Below are 16133 nucleotides of genomic sequence, written 5' to 3'. Positions count from 1 at the left end.
GACCATGAGACACTTTACCATCCGCAGCCTGCTGGCCGCCGCGACCATGCTCTCAGCGACGATCGCGCAAGCCGAAACGCTGACGCTTTCCACGCCGGACGCCGATACGTCCGAAATCACGCTCGCCGCCAACAAATTCGCCGAGATCGTCTCCGCCAAGACAAAGGGTGAACTCACCGTCAAGGTCTTCCCGAACGGCACGCTCTACGGCGGAGATCCATCGGCCGGTGTCAAACAGCTGGCCGGCGGCTCGCTCGACATGCTTTTGAACTCCACCTCGCTTTACGCGACCTTCAATCCCAAGTTCACGGCGATCGCCATCCCCTATCAGTTTCGCGATATCGACCAGCTGCGCGCCTATCTCGACAGCGATCTTGGCACGGAACTGACCGGCGACCTCAGCAACATCGGCATCACCGGTCTCGATCTCTGGTCGCGGCCCCTGCGCCAGATCACCAATTCTAAACAGCCGATTACCTCGCCGGACGATCTTAAGGGCATGAAACTGCGCGTTCCGAACAATCCGCTCTGGGTGGAATTCTTCGGCGCGATGGGAGCAGCCCCGACACCGATGGCGTTTGCGGAGGTCTATAACGCCCTTCAATTGAAAGTGGTCGACGGCCAGGAAAATCCGATCAACGTTCCCGTCAGCGCCCGTCTCTACGAGGTGCAGAAATACGCCACCATCAGCAATCACATCGCCGATGCCTGGGTTCTCGGCATGAATCCCGCCCGGTACGAGGCACTTAGCGAGGAGTTCAAGACGGCGCTCAAAGAGGCGGCGAAAGAAACCGAGGCCTGGAAAGCCGAAAACGACGAAGCCGACATCGAGAAATCGCTGGCGACGCTGAAAAAGAGCGGCATGGAGGTCAACGAACTGACCGACGAGCAGCGCCAGGCTTTCGTCAAGGTCGCGGATGGCCTGTCTGAAAAGTTCGCCGCTCTCGTCAAGGACCAGTCCTTCTTCGATCGGACGCAGGCCTTCGCCAAAACGAATTGACCATGCGCCGGCACCTTGCCCGACCGGACAAGGTGCCGCCATGCTTTCATTCAGCCCTCATTGGTAGAAAGGCACTATCATGCCCGCTCCTGGCTCAACGCTTGGCCGTGTCGTCAAGATCGTCGCCGACGTGGCCGCCGGCGCCGCCTGTGCCGGCATCCTCATCGTCGTTCTCATTCAGGTGATCGGCCGGCTTGCCGGACATCCTTTCCCGTGGACGGAAGAGGCCACGCGCTTTCTGTTCATCTGGATGGTCTTCCTCGGCCTGGCCGCCGGTTTCCGTACCGTCGAGAGTGCCCGGGTCGTCGTCTTTCTAGTTCTTGGACGCCGCTTGTTCCATCATCTTGCCGTGCCGATCTACGTTGTTTCCTCGGTGCTGTTTTTTGTCCTCATGGGCTGGACCGGCACGACGCTTGTGCGCCAGCAGGTCATGATGAACGAGACGGCTGCAACGCTGCCCATTCCCATGTGGTTCATCGGCATGATCATGCCGGTTTCGGCCGTCATTGCCGTCCTTGCCATCGTGGAATCGCTGCGCAGCCGTCGAGAGCTGATCGCACTGCCTGAACTCGGCCTACCGGCGGGCGAGATCGCCCATGCCGATGTCAACATCACAGCAGGACACTGACCATGAGCCTCTTTCTTCTCTTGTCGTTTTTCGGGCTGAGCATGCTCGGCGTCCCGCTGGCGGTCGCGCTTGCGTTGGCCGGCGTGGCCACGCTCTATCTGTTCACATCGATGCCGCTCGATCTCCTGTCGCAGACAATGTTCTCCTCGATGAATTCGTTCCTGCTCGTTGCGGTGCCCCTGTTCATACTCGTCGGCACCGTCATGGAGCGCGGCCGTGTTGCGGAGCGGATCTTCGACTTCGCCGAGGCCATAGTCGGGTGGCTTCCCGGTGGGCTCGGTCACGTCAATGTCATTTCCTCCGTGATCTTTTCCGGCGTGTCGGGATCGTCCGTTGCAGACATTGCTTCAGTCGGCGCCATCGAAATCAAGGCCATGGAGCGCCACGGCTTTCCGAAGGGCTATGCGGTCGGCATGACGCTCTGCACCTCGACGCTCTCTTCGATCATCCCGCCGTCGATCCTGGTCGTCATCGCCGGTTCCATCGCCAATGTGTCGATCGGCACGCTGCTGGTGGCAGGTCTCGTGCCTGGCCTGTTCATCGCCTTCGCCTTCCTGGTCTTCAATCACTTCTATTCGGTTTATTACGGCTACAATCCGCCGACGCCGTTCAACCTGCGCCTGGTCGTCGTGACAGGTTTGCGTGCCATCCTGCCCATGCTGACGCCGTTAATCCTGATTATCGGTATTGCCAGCGGGCTGTTCACGCCGACGGAAGCCGCCGCCATTGCGGTCGTCTACGTCCTGGTCCTCGGTGTTCTCGTCTATCGGACGCTGCCCGTGCGCGAGATTCCGGAAATCCTGATCGCGACGGCCCGCATTTCCGGCACTATCCTGTTCATTGCCGCGACATCCCAGCTTGCCGCCTGGATCTTCACCTATGACGGACTGCCGGACAAAGTCGCTGTACTGCTGGAAGCCATGAGTTTTGGACCCGTTTCCGGGATGCTGCTCATCTTCGTTTTCCTGCTCATCATCGGCATTTTCATGGAAGCTATTCCGGCAATGTTCATTCTCATTCCCGTGCTGATGCCGCCGGTTCAGGCGCTGGGCATCGATCCGATCCATTTCCTGATCGTCACCGTGATGACCCTAACGCTCGGGCTTGTGACACCGCCGGTTGGGGTTTGCCTGTTTGCGGCGGCACAGGTGGCAAACATGAAAGTGGAGGATGTGATCCGTGGCTCGCTTGCACCAATGACCGTTCTGACGCTTGCGATCTTTGCGCTGGTCCTGTTTCCAATACTCACCCTGGGGCCGATCCGTTATCTCGGGATGTACTAGCGTGACCGGCAAAGAAACGCCGCGGGTTTCGAGGCCGGAGAACAACTTCGTGCTGGTAATGGGCGTCGCCGGCACGGGCAAGACGGAGATTGCCCGAAGGCTGGCCATGGCGCTCGATGGGATCTTTCTTGAGGCCGACACTCTGCACAGCCCGGAAAACGTGGCTTCGATGAGCCGGGGGATCGCTTTGACCGATACAGACCGCTGGCCCTGGCTGCAGGCGGTCTGCGACGCCGCGATCGAGCAGGAGGCACGACCCGTCGTGATCGCCTGCTCGGCGCTGAAGCGCAGCTACCGCGACTTCATCAGAGAGCGGCTCGGGCCGGTAAGGCTGCTTCATCTGACCGGATCGGCCACTCTCATTTCGGAGCGTTTGAAGAACCGCCGCGGTCATTTCGCAACGCTCTCCCTGCACGAAAGCCAGATGCGCACGCTGGAACCTCCCGCCGAGGACGAACAACCAATTCATCTCGACATCAGCCGCACGACGGAGGAGATTGTCGATTTCGCGCTTGATGCGTTGAAAACGGGCGAGGCTCTGCGTCATGACGGGGACGCCGGCTGATTTTCAGCCTGCCAGATATCCCGCTCGGTTCTCAGCCAATCCAGAAAAAGCCGCACCTTTTTCTGCCGCAAATGGTCGCGCGGGCAGACGATCCACTGTGTGACAAGGCGAATAGACGGTGGCGAAACCACGGGGCATATCAGACGACCGGAAGCCAGTTCCTTTCCCATCATGAAGGTGCTTTCCAGCGCGACCCCCATCCCGCCGGCAGCTGCATCAATCGCCATGTGACTCCGATCGAACAACACACGCCGCCACCGCTCCGAAGGCATGATCCCGGCCAGCGGAAACCATCCGGTCCATTGCGCCTGCGACTTGACGGAATGAATGAGCCTGTGGCTTAGAAGGTCCTGGGCAGTCAGACTGCCTTCCGCCGCATAGTCCGGCGAACACACTGGGATGAACTCTTCCTCGGCAACCCCCTCAACGAACAGACCTGGCCACCTCCCGTCGCCGTGCCGCAGCTCGACATCCACCAGTTCCTGATTGAAGTCGGTCGGTTCGTTGGTACCGTCCAATCGCACCTCAAGATCAGGATTCTGGTCCAGCAGCGACCCCAGTCTGGGCAAAAGCCACTTGGCTGACAGAGTGGGGGTCGCCCGGATCGTCAGGCTGGTCACGGAGCGAAAACCGCGGATGGTGCCGGTGGCTTCCGAAATGCGCTCTATCTGATCTGCAATCATGGAAAAGTATCGCTCACCGGCTTCGGTGAGCACGACACCACGCCCGGCTTTTGCCAGAAGCGAAACCCCGAGCTGGACCTCGAGCACCTGAATCTGCTGGCTGACGGCTGAGGGGGTCACGCTCAGTTCTTCTGCAGCGCGCGTTATGCTGCCCGCGCGGGCCGCCGTATGAAAAACCAAAATCGCCTTGATCGGAAGTTGTTGCATCAAACCCGCCCGCTGCTTTCTCCGCCTGAGCTTAAAGCAGGATCCGCACGTGTTGAAAGCAAATCACGCGGGCATCTGACGAACGCCCAGAACTCAGTTCCAGATTCGTCCGACTCATCACACCTGTGCAATGCTGCGATGCGCATTTAACAACCGCTTCGGGCGCGCATAGCGTTAAAATGGCGTTGTTGAACATAAGGAATATACTCATGAAACCTCTCCATCTTTCCAGACCGAGAACAGCTCGTCAGAAAATCTGGGATGCTTTTGTCTCCGCCCGGTCCCATCAAGCAAGTCGCCTAATTGGACAGTTTCACTCTAGAGGCCAGTAATTTCGTGCCCGGTGGCGTCAGCTCATGGCGCCTGGGTGGGTCGTAGCTGGCGATCGCTGCCATGGACCACCAGTTAAAGCCCTGCGATCCGGTCTGGCTTGCGACCATCACCGGCGGCGTAGGCATCGGTGCTGGTCAGCAAAGCTGCGAAGAAATACTCGTTCCAGTTCGCCCGCTTCTCGCAAGCGCCCGTGGTCCCCCCTCGTGCGGAGATACTGGAAAATTGCGGCATGGAGATGTGGAGTCCAACAGGTTGTCCTCGGCTGCCGCCATTGCGCCAGGTATAGACGGCCTCGCGTGGCGAGGACTTTTGAGGTGGCGCCGAGTTGGTCGGGTGCTCTCGCGCAGGGGCTTTTTCGGAATCCAAACATTTCCGTTATCCGTTTGATCATGCGGCTCAAAAGGCGTCGTCAACGTTCTGGAGCGATCCCGTTGGTAGTTCAGACAAATCGGCATAGATACCGAGTTGGGCTGCCAGTTCTTTTGCAGCGGCGGGGGACATCACAACCTGTATTTGGCGGGGTACGCGGTCTGTGCGCTGATATGTTTCCCACTCTTCCTCAACGGCTGCGTATGCCACGCGCATGACGACATGGCATGGCGGAAGACACCCTACGCCCCATTCCAGTAGCGTTTGCGTCTTCAGTTGATCATCATGGCGGAAGTCCCATCGAGAGCTCTCAGCTGGTCGCGCGACACACTACCTTTCAACAATTCTAGTCTCAAGCACCGTCACCCGCACCATAGTCCACCTTCGTCCAGATCAGCGACCACTCGTCACTACCGCCTTCATTATGGGCGTAAAGGCCATGTCCGGGGATCTTATCGCGCCATGGTCTGTCGTGAGCCAATGGGGCGGACCCGGGAGCCTTAGCATCTGAAGAATATCGTACAACTCGGGAAGCGTGGTGACGTTCTCGATATCGGGATTCACACGTCCCGGGAGCGTGTCGATCCGATCATTGTGAACCACGGCGGAAACCTAAGGAGACGTCCGCTCTCCAAAAACAACATCAACGATAAAAAAAGGCCAAAGGAACCGGCCGTGCTCGTCCACGCGCCGAAAGAGAACCTGCGTAACGACCAAAACTCGTCGCCGACAAAAAACCTGCTGAAGCGGCTGAACTTGCGCCCCTGCCGTTCACCCCAGCGAAGGCCTTGATCTTCTGCCCGATCGATTAACCCCAGTGGTTTCACTAATTCCGGGACAGCATGGTGCGGTCGATTTTCGCCCGCCTGGTTGAAGGTCGCCGGAAGGAACTCCGACAGCGGTGGGATACGAGAAGCTCGACTAGCGGTTAGGTTCGCCTTCGGCTTTCGACAGCGTGATCTCACGGCCCCTCATGATCCCCGTTGGACGAAACAGCAGAATGAGGATCATGGTGATGCCCAAGCCGACTTCCTGAAAGCCGCGAGGCAATGCGACTGTGAGATCACCAATAGAGAGACCTGTTTCAAAACGCCTGAGAAGCTCTGTGATCGCCGTCAGGGCGATCACGCCCACCACCGCGCCCGAAAGACTGCCGGTTCCCCCAACTATGAGCATTGCCAGGGTCAGAAAAGTTATGCCGAGGTAAAATGAATCGACAGTCACAATCCCAAGAAATCCGGCCTGCATCGCGCCACCCACACCCACGATCAAACCGGAGAGCGTAAATGCAATGGTGCGAACTGCCCAGACGTTTACCCCGGAAGCTTTCGACGCAGTCTGCTCGTCCCGGGCGGCTCGCAGCATCAGTCCAAAACGGCTTTGCTGGTGCATCCAAGCGATAATGATTGACGCAATGGCCATGATCATACCCACAACCGGTCCCATAAAAACCGGAACATTCGAGATAGAGGCTGTCCCGCCGGTGACGTCGGTCCAGTTCTTGAACAACGCGTATTGTCCGGCCAGCAGCGCGAACGTGGCTATCGAAGCTGCGGTACCCGAAAGCCGCATCAGAATGCTGCCGGCGGTCAAAGCAACGCTTCCAGCTATCGCCGCCGCGGCCAATATTCCGACGGGGGACGGAAACGCGGTCTCTTGAAGGAATATCGGCAACCCAGGAAAAGAGAAAGGTTTGAGGGCGGGAAGAGTACAACAGCTAATCCAGGCGAACCCATAGGCTCCTATGGACATGAAACTTGTCTGTCCGAACGACAGTATCCCCGAATTTCCAATGAATATGTAAAGTCCGACCACAACAACGATTTTGATCGTCATATCGGTTATGGTCTGAGCCAAACTCGCGAATGGAGAACTAACCGCTAGTAAGACAAGGAGCAGAATGGCCAGGAGGATCGGCGTTTGAATCCTGCAAATGAAGGGCGGCTCTTCAAGGACGTCTGTCGACATAGCTGTTTCGGCGCGCAGGCTAGGTCTCATCATTAGACCCTTTCTTCGAACTGTTTCAGGCGGATCATGCCGGACGGCCTTACGAGCAATAGCCCGATGACGAACAGGAAGACGAAAACATCCCGAAACATTCGAATGTCGTCAGGGAGATAGGCTTGCAACAAGGACGACGCGATCCCCACAAGCAAGCCGCCCAGCACGGCGCCCACCAGACTTCCCATCCCACCGATTACCGTCGCGATGAACGCAAATATGACCATGTCGGTCGCCATAGTCGGTGCCAAAACACCGGTCTGAACGACGAACAAAAGAGATACAACAGCTGCCAGCAACCCGCTGATTGCAAACGACAGCCCGATCACGAATTTTGCCCGGATTCCCAAAAAGCGAGCCATCCGAAAGTCTTCGGCCGCCGCACGCATCTGAACGCCGAACGGCGTTTTCCGCATGAAGAGAAGGATGAGAACAAGCAAAACAACAGTCACGGCGATAATAATGAGTTGCAAAAGCGGAATACGCAGGCCACCAAACTCTACTACTGTCGTTAAAGAAGAACCTAATCCGAGTGCCTTCGGACGCGCTCCGTAGACCATCATTATTAGATTTTGAATGACATATCCTAGCGCAAACGAAACCACCATTAGGTTTTGTGGGCTAGCCGTCCGTACTCTACTGAAAATGAGGAAATTTGACAGCAGGGCAATTGCAACGCCGATGGCCAGAATCGTAATGATCAAAAAAGGCCAGCTAAGGTTTCCAATCAGGAGCGTCGTTACCACATCAGTCGAGGGCAAAATCAACGCATATGCGGAGAGTGTTATAAAATCGCTGTGTGCGAAGTTGATAAGACGCATAATTCCAAACAGCAGCCCAATTCCGAGAGCGGCCAGCGCGTAAATGCTACCCAAGCTTAAGGCGTCAATCAAAGCTTGCAAGAAGTAGATCAATTTTCACTCTGCCTTTCCACTCTCAAAAGTCCCTGCACCGAAGTAAGCGTCATGCAACGCGCTCGCTGTTAAGGTGGAAGGCGTTCCGCGGATTTGGACGATGCCATCACGCAAAACCATGATTTCATCGGCATATCTCATGACACGACGCGAACTTTGCTCGTTCACGAGAATGCTGAGGCCCTCTTCAGCTCGAAGCCGAAGGAAGGTTTCGTAGACTTCCTCCACAACTTTCGGTGCAAGACCAAGACTGGGCTCATCAATGAGCATGAGACGGGGCCTGCACATCAGAGCACGCCCAATCACAAGCATCTGCTGCTCTCCCCCCGACATTTTGCCTCCTGGCTGGCGAAGTCGTTCTCTAAGACGGGGAAAGTACTGGAGGACGCGCTCTAAATCGCCTTCGACGGCTCCTCGGTCCTTTCTTCTAAAGGTCCCAGAGCGAAGGTTCTCTTCTACGGTGAGACTTGCAAAGACATGTCTTCCTTCGGGGACAAACGCTATGCCTTTCGCGGAAATTACTTCTGGGCTCGCGCCCGAAATGTTCTCGCCCTCAAACGTGATTGATCCGGACGCCAGGCTATTTCCCCCAGCAACCGCACCGAGCGTCGAAGACTTCCCTGCACCGTTAGGCCCGACAATAGCAACAAGGCCCCTAACGGGCACCTCAAAGGACACTCCGTGAAGTACCATTTTCCGGCCGTAGCCAAGGCGGAGATCCCGCACCTGAAGAATGTCGGCGCTGGTCATTGTCATGCTTCTGCCCCAAGGTAAGCATCGACGACCGCCTGTTGCTTGCGTACTTCCTCCGGGCTTCCCTCGGCCAGTGTTCGCCCCCCATCCATTACGTGAACGCGACTGCAGATGCCGAGTACAACTGCCATGTTATGCTCTATGAGAAGGATACCGCATCCCAACTCGCTCAGTATGGAGCGTATGAGACCCGTCAATTCCTGGCACTCATGATCCGACATTCCCGCCGCAGGCTCATCGAGGAGCAAAAAGTCGGGTCGCATAAGCAAAGCGCGGGCAATACCCACCCGCCTTTCGTCGGTATAGGGAAGCGTGCCGGCGATCTGGTGGGCACAGCGACCGATACCCATCCATGTCAGCGCTTCGAACGCGGCCCGACGAGCCTCCCGCCGGGACATACCTAGCGCCACGCCCGTCACTTCCACATTTTCGAGAACCGACATTTCCCGAAAGAGGCGACCGCCCTGAAACGTCCTCGCGATCCCCTTTCGCCTGAATTCGGCGGCCTTCCAGCGAGCCGTATCGTGCCCGGCGAGCCGCACCCGCCCGCTCGAAGGAGACTGAAAACCGCTCAAACAATTGACAAGCGTCGTTTTCCCAGCGCCGTTCGGACCGATCAGGCCGAGAATTTCTCCTTTCACGAGATGCAAGGTGACCTCCGAGATCGCCCGCAACCCGTCGAACGTAACCGAGATCGCTTCCGCGGAGAGAGACTGGGTGGGCGTAGTCTGCATTCGTCAATCCTGGAAAATGTGGGAAGAAAAATGCAGAGCGATCGTCAGTTCGCTCTGCGAAGGGCAGATGTCGCCGCGTGATCGATCGCGATCGTTTCGTCCCGAACGGATCCGGTCAAAGCAACGCCGTAGACGTCACGCGCCCGCTCCACCGTCTCATACCCTTCAAGAACGTCTTCCAGGACGAGACTGGTGTCACGCTTGTAGGGATCGCCGTAACCGCCTCCGGAAGTATGCCAGCCATAAAGCCGCTCATCCTTATGCAGGGTTTTATGGACAATGCTGGGAAGCTGCTCAGACCTGCCGTCGGCTGCGACCATCCAATGTTGCGCTACGACGCCATCCTTACCGCCACGCACGCCTTTGGGCGCGGTTTCCTGTCCATCGCAGTTCCAGATGAAGTCGATCGGGTTTTCCTTCGGGGTGATCGACATTTCCAGCGCGGCCCCGCCGCGAAACTCGCCAGCACCGCCCGTCGCCGGTTTCAGCCGGCAGTACTGAACCTCAAAAGGATGCTTCAGCTCGTCGATTTCGATGGAATCTCGGTACATCAACCCCGCGACGACTGGAATCCCGTATGTCGGCCAGCCATCCGCTTCAGGACTCCCCGGGCCGCCGGCAGAGCCCAGGCAAATTTGATTTACATAAGCGGAGGAGCCATACCGGTGATCGCTACCTGAGACCACGGCGAAGCCGATACCCACACCAACTCCGCCTTCTGCCAACCCCCATCCATCGCTGACACCCGCGAAAGCAGCCTGGACAATATTAATGACGCGGTCGGCGATGTTGGTTGTCCCGACTGAACAACTATGCGGAAAGCGAGGCTTGCCGAGTATGGAGCCCTCGCGGAAATGCAGGCGAATACGTTGAAACGATCCATAGTTTCGCGGAACTGCAATGCTCATCGAGTTGAACACGCCCGAAACCGCTGCCGCAGAAGCGCTTGCCAGACTGAGATTGAGCCCGACCGGCAAACTGTCGACGTTGTCGCGCAGATCAATATCGATCATCGCTTCCTCGGGATCGATCTCCAGCGAAACGTTAAGGCGAACACCGTCGGGCAGGAGCCCCGGAAGGGCATCGTGACGACCTGAATTCGACAGGCGTGTTCGAGGCATTTGCTTCAGCGCCTTCACCATAAGGTCTTCCGAATAGTCGAACCAACCCTTCACGAAGGCGCGGATCTGTTCCTTGCCATATTTATCGCAGAGTTCCTTCAGTCGGCGTTCGGCTATTCTTGCCGATCCGATACCGGCCAGAAAGTCGCCGTACCACTGATTTGGTACGCGAATGCGAGAACGGCACATGCGAATAATATCGTCATTCGTCTTGTAGTTTCGCTGAACGCGAACCGCGGGGAAGATCAGCGCGCCTTCCGCATATTGGTCGCGGGCGCCGGCCATATAGGTTGTCGGCAGTGAATTTCCGATATCGGCCTGGTGCGCCTTGGCGACCGCCGTGAACATATGTTCGCCTTCGATAAATACAGGCACCAGGAAAGCGTGGTCTGCAGCGTGACTGTTTCCTGTATAGGGGTCGTTATGCAGATAGCAGTCACCTTCAAGGATGTCGCCGCCGTGACACGCCGTCATTGCCGATGTGAGTAGGTCCGACCCGAAAATATGAATCGGCAACCCCTCTGCAGTGGCGAGCAGCTTATCATCGGCAGTGACGATCGAGCAGCTGAAATCTCTTGCGCTGCTTATGACGGCTGAACGCGCTGACCTGAGCATTGTATTCGTCATCTCGCGGATGATGCCTTCAATCCGGTTGGCGATAATCGCCGTCAAGAAGGGATCAAAATTGGTCTGGCTAGGCGTGTCCATTTGTCTTACCTTCAAATCTCAAGCAAGTAATTTCCAGCGCCGCTAACCGTTGCGGACATACCAGGGTAGACGACCAACGTCGTTGTCGGCTCTTCGATGATTGCTGGTCCCTCAATGCGTAAACCGGCACGCAGGTCGCGTGGTTTGAATATTGAGGTCGCGACTGCGGTTGCGTCGCCGAAATAGCATGCTCGTTTAGATAGGCGTGCAAAATGATCGTTGCCAAGGTTGCTCTTGCTCACCTCCGGCGCCGACAGCGGCTCAGTTCCAAGCGGTATACTAAGGCGTGCCTTCCAATTGATAAATTCAATGGGGCTGCCTTCGTCGCGGACCGCGAACAGGCGCTCGTGCACGCGGTGAAATTGCTCAGAAAGGTTTTCAATATCCTCAGGGGTTTTCAGTCCAATCGCGGGGATAGGAGTATCGAGTTCCCAGACTTGGCCAGCATATCGAGCTTCGACAATATACTCTATCTGCGCCCGGGCGCCTTGACCTAGGCTCGCAGCAAAGTCGTCCAGTTTACTTTTCAATTCAGAGAAAACGCTCTTTACGCCTTCGTAATCGAAGTCTCTCGACGAGGTGACAAGGCTCGCTGCCTCCTCAGACACGATGTTTGCGTACTGCATTCCAGCAGCAGAAAGCGCCGAAGCAGTTTTCGGAAGGATTACCCGCTTGCAGCCAAGCTCCTTGGCAATCAACATAACATTGAGTCCCGCTGCGCCGCCGCCCGCCACTATCGCGCTCTCGCGGGGGTTTAACCCTTCGTTGATTGTGACGTCACTAATCGCTCTGATCATTAACTCAGACGCAAGTGTCAGAATTCTAAATGCACATTCTTCTAGAGTTAAACCAATTCGCGATGAAACGGTCTCAACCGCGCGCCGCGCCGCAGCGACGTCGAGCTTCATTCGTCCGCCTAGGAAAAAGTCTGGATCGAAGTAGCCCAGCACAGCTGCCGCATCGGAAACTGTGGGAAGTTCGCCGCCACGGCCGTAACATGCTGGCCCTGGCTCAGATCCGGCCGATTGAGGCCCGACGTGCATCAGTCCGCCCTCGTCGATCCAAGCAATCGACCCCCCTCCAGCACCGACCGATCGCATATCGACCGCGGAGATGGCCATCAAGTCGCCCACATATTGGGAACCAAGCCAAGTGTCGCGGGTGAACGTCAGGCGTCCATCGCGCACGAGACCCACGTCGAAGGTCGTCCCACCGGTGTCGCAGACGATTACGTTATCGCCGTAGTTCTCTTGTTTTGCATATGCTCGCGAGGAGATCGGCGCCATGGCAGGGCCTGACCCGATGGTGTAGATCGGTTTGGCAACAACGGTCTCGATGTTTGTGCAGCCCCCGGAGGTGGTCGAGACAAGGATCTCGCCCTTGTAGCCTGCGCTGCGGAGATCAGCTTCCAACTCTCGAAGATGACGTTGCATCAGGGGCTTGAGAGACGCGTCGATTGCGGTCGCGGATGCACGTCGGTATTCTCTGACAATCGGAATGAGCTGATGTGATAGAGTATAGGGGATCTCGGGTGCCAATTCGCCGAGCAAACGAGCGAAGGCGAGTTCGTGTTCTCCGTTTGCCACCGACCAAAGAAAACAAACTGCGACCGCCTCGAATCCCCGTGCCTTGATGTCACTGACGATCTTACTTGCACCCACTTCGTCGAATGTAACGGAAACAACGCCCTCTGACGTCATACGCTCCGCCACCTCAAACGTATGGCGGCGCGGAATATAGGGGCCGGGATAGCGGCTGCGGAAATCGTGAGGGTTGAATTTCCCCGCTTCTTTCAGCACGAGGATGTCCGGAAAACCAGCCGTCGTTACGAATGCTGTCTTTGCAACCCTCTTCGTCACAATCGCATTTGTTGCTCGTGTCGTTCCATACACAAGTAACTTCGTATCAGAAAGGAGTTGATCGAGGCTCAGGCCCTTCTCAGCTGCGGCCGCGCTGACGGCTTCGCGCATTCCTGAGAAAACCCGATCGTGGGTTGTCAGCGCTTTACCAATAGTAGGAACGCCATCAGACCCAATGACTATGACGTCAGTGAAAGTCCCGCCTGTGTCGATCGAAATGACATGAGACATTGCATGCCCTTTGCATTGCTGTACGGAACAAAGACGGCCCCGCAATTCTTTTTGCGGGAGCCGCCAGTCACCGAGTCAATTACGGCCAAAAAGCACTGCCTGCGGCAAGGGCTCAGATAAGCTGTACCTGTCCTTGACCTGCACCTTGCCATCGCTGTGCGTTAGAACAAGCATCTCGGCGTTCGTCTGGATGTGCAATTCGGGCGTGAAGGAACGCGGCCCGATGAACGTCTTTTCATCCTTCATCGTATTGAGCACGGCCGCGACAGATGGACCGTCCGTCGAGCCCGCCTTCTCAACTGCCTTAGCCCAAAGATCGAGAAAAGCGTATATCGGATACCCGTACGTCGTCGCAGGTAACGTGCCGTAGGCCGCCTTGAAGCGCTCGTTGAGTGCTTGAATCTCAGGCCGGGGATCATCCCCGTGTACGGATGCCGCGACAGGAAGATAGAAGTCCTTAAGTCCGGGCACCGCATCGATCCAGTAAGAACCGTCCATCGCCGACCCACCCAAAACCGGAACGTCGATTCCGGAAGCCCGGAGTTGCCGAAGAGCGCTTGCCCCCCCGGGTATGTAACTGCAAAGCATGATCGCGTCCGGCTTTTCCGAGGCAGCCGAGATGCGTGTAATCTGCGACTGAATGGAAGGATCGTCGTTCAGAAATGTATCCTCGCCGACGATCTTCACATCATTCATTTGCGAGGCACCATACCTGAAGCCCGCGCAGACCGACTTGTCATACTGCGTTGCCGTATCGAGCAGGACATATGGACGCCTTATCCCAAGCTTTTGGTTTGCCCATTGCGCCATCACAGCCCCTTGAACGTGGGCAGCCACGGACGTTGTGAAAGATAGCGGACCAACACCCTGCACCCCGGCTTTCGGGTCTTCCGCACAAAGGAATACTGAAACTTTTCCCGCTCTTTCGGCGGCGCCTGCGGCTGGTGAACCATAGTCGTAGTCGCACGACACGATTATCAAGTTCGCGCCAGCGTCGAGCACAGTCTGCCCGGCGCGAGCGCCTTCTACCCGGTCCGATTTGGTATCAGCGGCGGTAAAATCAATTGGTTTGCCCAGCAGACCTCCCGCGGCATTTCGATCTTTAATCCAGAGCTCTGCCATTTTTTGGGCGTCGCCGTCAAAGCCGACCATGAAACCCGACTGCGCGGTCGCAAACCCGATCTTCACTCCATCGGCAAGGGCTGCCGCACCACTCCCACCAATCGCTGCTGCCGCGACCAGCGAGATGAAGGCGCTTTTTCGCGCTTCGCGATGCATCATCGAAAATATGCGCGGAAATTTCCACATTGACCTTCCCCCTTTTTAATTAACGTTCATTCATATTTGCGCCGCCACTGACCCTTGTCAAGGTAAAATCAGCCGATTGGCTTGGTCAGTAGGTGTTTCCTAAATCGGCGATCATTTCCCAGCTGATACAGATATCTATCCGTATAAATCATCGTTAACCTAGCGTGACGGCGTACATTCACCGCAGAGGCGACCTGCAGCAATACATCGCATCGCGATAGCTCGCCCAGGCGTGGCTATCCCCAATGCTTCCGATGCGTCGGCGGTTTAAGGGAGGAGGTCACGGATCCTTAGTCGTTCAACTGCTTGCCCGTCCTCCAGACGCCACAAGGTTAGACCTCCGCCACCTTCGCTAACGGTCCGCAGAACCTGGAAAAAGTCTTTCGGCTCTACCATTTCCGCGGAAATCACTCCCTTCACGGTGACACGCCCTTCGCACATCAAAATGAGCCCGACCGCCGCTGGAATGCCTGTGGAGTCGTCCATTCGTCCTTCGCTTCCAGAGGAGAAACGAAGACCGTTACCATTCGTGTGCACATCGATTAGAAGGCCGCTTCCAATGCGGGGAGCATTGGCACGTCGGTCCATGTAGCTCTTGAAGAGTTTGGCGGCCGGGTCAGTCAGCGAACCATCTGAACGTTGCTCATCTGCTATATGCGCCAGCGCCCAGGCCGTGACGAGCGCCTCTTCAGGCGCAACGCCACCAAAATTAGACGCTCGCTTAACCGGAAGAAATCTTGGAAGGGTGATTGGCTCCGGATGGGCTAGTCTCACCAGTTTCTGTCGGCCGACAGGTTGGGGAAATTCAACGTCACGGAATTCAAGGCTATCCCAACCCGGTACGTCGTGCGTGGTGCCATCTGGATCGACCAGGTTGAAACAATGCCAGAAGTGTCTGAGTGCCGCAGCTGTGATGTCTTGAACATCAACGGCCCAAAAAATGTCCACGTCGTCAACAGCTCCCAGGCGGTCAACGGCAGCGCGGATTAGAATGTTAGTCGTACCGGGCGACGAGCCCATTCCGATAAGTGCTGTGATGCCGGCCGCTTCTGCCGCCTTTGTCCGCTCCAACATGGGCAGCGTGACGTCCGCATCGTCCGCGATGTCAATGTAGTTTGTTTTTGCAGCAATGGCGCGGTCAAGGATCGCGGTTCCCGTTCGATAATATGGGCCGGCCATATTTGCCACGACAGCAGTATCCTGTAGCAACGAGTCAAATTCGGCTGCATTCTCAAGCGCGTCCAGTTGCAAGGTTTCGAAACCCATTTGCCGGGTGGCATCAAGAGTTTCAGAGCGCCAGGCGCGATCGAGCGCCAAGACACCCTCTGTGGCCTTGCCGCGGGCAAGGGCCCGGAGCATAGCCTGCGCCTGCGCGCCGCCAGCGCCGACAACAACGGCCTTCCATTTTCTAGCCATTTGAACGGGTTCCTTGTGTA

13 protein-coding genes and 1 pseudogene are annotated in these 16133 nt (G+C 56.8%); 4 read left to right on the top strand and 10 right to left on the bottom strand.

Annotation, left to right across the window (positions count from 1 at the left end):
• Nucleotides 1–4 precede the first annotated feature (4 nt).
• The 4 genes from ACSQ2W_RS25895 (at nt 5) to ACSQ2W_RS25880 (ending at nt 3476) form a co-directional block, all read left to right on the top strand.
• On the top strand, nt 5–1000 hold the full coding sequence (locus ACSQ2W_RS25895; RefSeq protein WP_436089040.1) for a DctP family TRAP transporter solute-binding subunit: 996 nt from the start codon (nt 5–7) through the stop codon (nt 998–1000).
• 79 nt (nt 1001–1079) lie between these two features.
• Nucleotides 1080–1628, top strand: a complete 549-nt coding sequence (locus tag ACSQ2W_RS25890) for a TRAP transporter small permease (RefSeq protein ID WP_436089039.1) — start codon at nt 1080–1082, stop codon at nt 1626–1628.
• Between the two features lie 2 nt (nt 1629–1630).
• Nucleotides 1631–2911: a TRAP transporter large permease gene (locus ACSQ2W_RS25885; RefSeq protein ID WP_436089038.1), complete on the top strand. Its 1281-nt coding sequence runs from the start codon at nt 1631–1633 to the stop codon at nt 2909–2911.
• Nucleotide 2912: 1 nt separating this feature from the next.
• Nucleotides 2913–3476 carry a gluconokinase gene (locus ACSQ2W_RS25880; protein WP_436089037.1) on the top strand — a complete coding sequence of 188 codons (564 nt, stop codon included), beginning with the start codon at nt 2913–2915 and terminating at the stop codon, nt 3474–3476.
• Here ACSQ2W_RS25880 and ACSQ2W_RS25875 read toward each other — a convergent pair.
• The 10 genes and pseudogenes from ACSQ2W_RS25875 to ACSQ2W_RS25830 all read right to left on the bottom strand — a co-directional run bounded on the left by ACSQ2W_RS25875 (nt 3455) and on the right by ACSQ2W_RS25830 (nt 16113).
• Complete coding sequence (locus tag ACSQ2W_RS25875; RefSeq protein ID WP_436089036.1) at nt 3455–4366, bottom strand: LysR substrate-binding domain-containing protein; 912 nt, start codon at nt 4364–4366, stop codon at nt 3455–3457. The genes ACSQ2W_RS25880 and ACSQ2W_RS25875 overlap by 22 nt on opposite strands.
• 377 nt (nt 4367–4743) lie before the next feature.
• Nucleotides 4744–4864 (bottom strand): annotated as a pseudogene (locus ACSQ2W_RS25870) (carbohydrate ABC transporter permease); the annotation flags it as partial.
• A 1125-nt stretch (nt 4865–5989) separates the two neighbouring features.
• Entirely contained in the window at nt 5990–7036 is a 1047-nt protein-coding gene (locus tag ACSQ2W_RS25865; protein ID WP_436089035.1) for a branched-chain amino acid ABC transporter permease, read from the bottom strand.
• A 32-nt stretch (nt 7037–7068) separates the two neighbouring features.
• Nucleotides 7069–7983: a branched-chain amino acid ABC transporter permease gene (locus ACSQ2W_RS25860; protein WP_436089034.1), complete on the bottom strand. Its 915-nt coding sequence runs from the start codon at nt 7981–7983 to the stop codon at nt 7069–7071.
• 3 nt (nt 7984–7986) lie between these two features.
• On the bottom strand, nt 7987–8733 hold the full coding sequence (locus tag ACSQ2W_RS25855; RefSeq protein ID WP_436089033.1) for an ABC transporter ATP-binding protein: 747 nt from the start codon (nt 8731–8733) through the stop codon (nt 7987–7989).
• 2 nt (nt 8734–8735) lie between these two features.
• Complete coding sequence (locus ACSQ2W_RS25850; protein ID WP_436089032.1) at nt 8736–9470, bottom strand: ABC transporter ATP-binding protein; 735 nt, start codon at nt 9468–9470, stop codon at nt 8736–8738.
• 44 nt (nt 9471–9514) lie between these two features.
• A complete protein-coding gene (locus ACSQ2W_RS25845) occupies nt 9515–11299 on the bottom strand; it encodes a hydantoinase B/oxoprolinase family protein (RefSeq protein WP_436089031.1) in 1785 nt (594 codons plus the stop codon).
• A gap of 11 nt (nt 11300–11310) precedes the next feature.
• Entirely contained in the window at nt 11311–13389 is a 2079-nt protein-coding gene (locus tag ACSQ2W_RS25840; RefSeq protein ID WP_436089030.1) for a hydantoinase/oxoprolinase family protein, read from the bottom strand.
• Nucleotides 13390–13464: 75 nt separating this feature from the next.
• Entirely contained in the window at nt 13465–14697 is a 1233-nt protein-coding gene (locus ACSQ2W_RS25835) for an ABC transporter substrate-binding protein (RefSeq protein WP_436089029.1), read from the bottom strand.
• Nucleotides 14698–14964: 267 nt separating this feature from the next.
• Nucleotides 14965–16113: a saccharopine dehydrogenase family protein gene (locus tag ACSQ2W_RS25830; protein WP_436089028.1), complete on the bottom strand. Its 1149-nt coding sequence runs from the start codon at nt 16111–16113 to the stop codon at nt 14965–14967.
• Nucleotides 16114–16133: the final 20 nt, after the last annotated feature.

This window comes from Pararhizobium sp. LjRoot255 (assembly GCF_964252905.1).
Lineage (GTDB): Bacteria > Pseudomonadota > Alphaproteobacteria > Rhizobiales > Rhizobiaceae > Pararhizobium.
This window is presented reverse-complemented; position numbering and strand designations above follow the sequence as displayed.

Coding starts and splice junctions, on each gene's coding strand:
- ACSQ2W_RS25895 (WP_436089040.1), top strand. CDS start 5: ATGAGACACTTTACCATCCGCAGCCTGCTGGCCGCCGCGACCATGCTC.
- ACSQ2W_RS25890 (WP_436089039.1), top strand. CDS start 1,080: ATGCCCGCTCCTGGCTCAACGCTTGGCCGTGTCGTCAAGATCGTCGCC.
- ACSQ2W_RS25885 (WP_436089038.1), top strand. CDS start 1,631: ATGAGCCTCTTTCTTCTCTTGTCGTTTTTCGGGCTGAGCATGCTCGGC.
- ACSQ2W_RS25875 (WP_436089036.1), bottom strand. CDS start 4,366: ATGCAACAACTTCCGATCAAGGCGATTTTGGTTTTTCATACGGCGGCC.
- ACSQ2W_RS25865 (WP_436089035.1), bottom strand. CDS start 7,036: ATGTCGACAGACGTCCTTGAAGAGCCGCCCTTCATTTGCAGGATTCAA.
- ACSQ2W_RS25855 (WP_436089033.1), bottom strand. CDS start 8,733: ATGACCAGCGCCGACATTCTTCAGGTGCGGGATCTCCGCCTTGGCTAC.
- ACSQ2W_RS25850 (WP_436089032.1), bottom strand. CDS start 9,470: ATGCAGACTACGCCCACCCAGTCTCTCTCCGCGGAAGCGATCTCGGTT.
- ACSQ2W_RS25845 (WP_436089031.1), bottom strand. CDS start 11,299: ATGGACACGCCTAGCCAGACCAATTTTGATCCCTTCTTGACGGCGATT.
- ACSQ2W_RS25840 (WP_436089030.1), bottom strand. CDS start 13,389: ATGTCTCATGTCATTTCGATCGACACAGGCGGGACTTTCACTGACGTC.
- ACSQ2W_RS25835 (WP_436089029.1), bottom strand. CDS start 14,697: ATGTGGAAATTTCCGCGCATATTTTCGATGATGCATCGCGAAGCGCGA.
- ACSQ2W_RS25830 (WP_436089028.1), bottom strand. CDS start 16,113: ATGGCTAGAAAATGGAAGGCCGTTGTTGTCGGCGCTGGCGGCGCGCAG.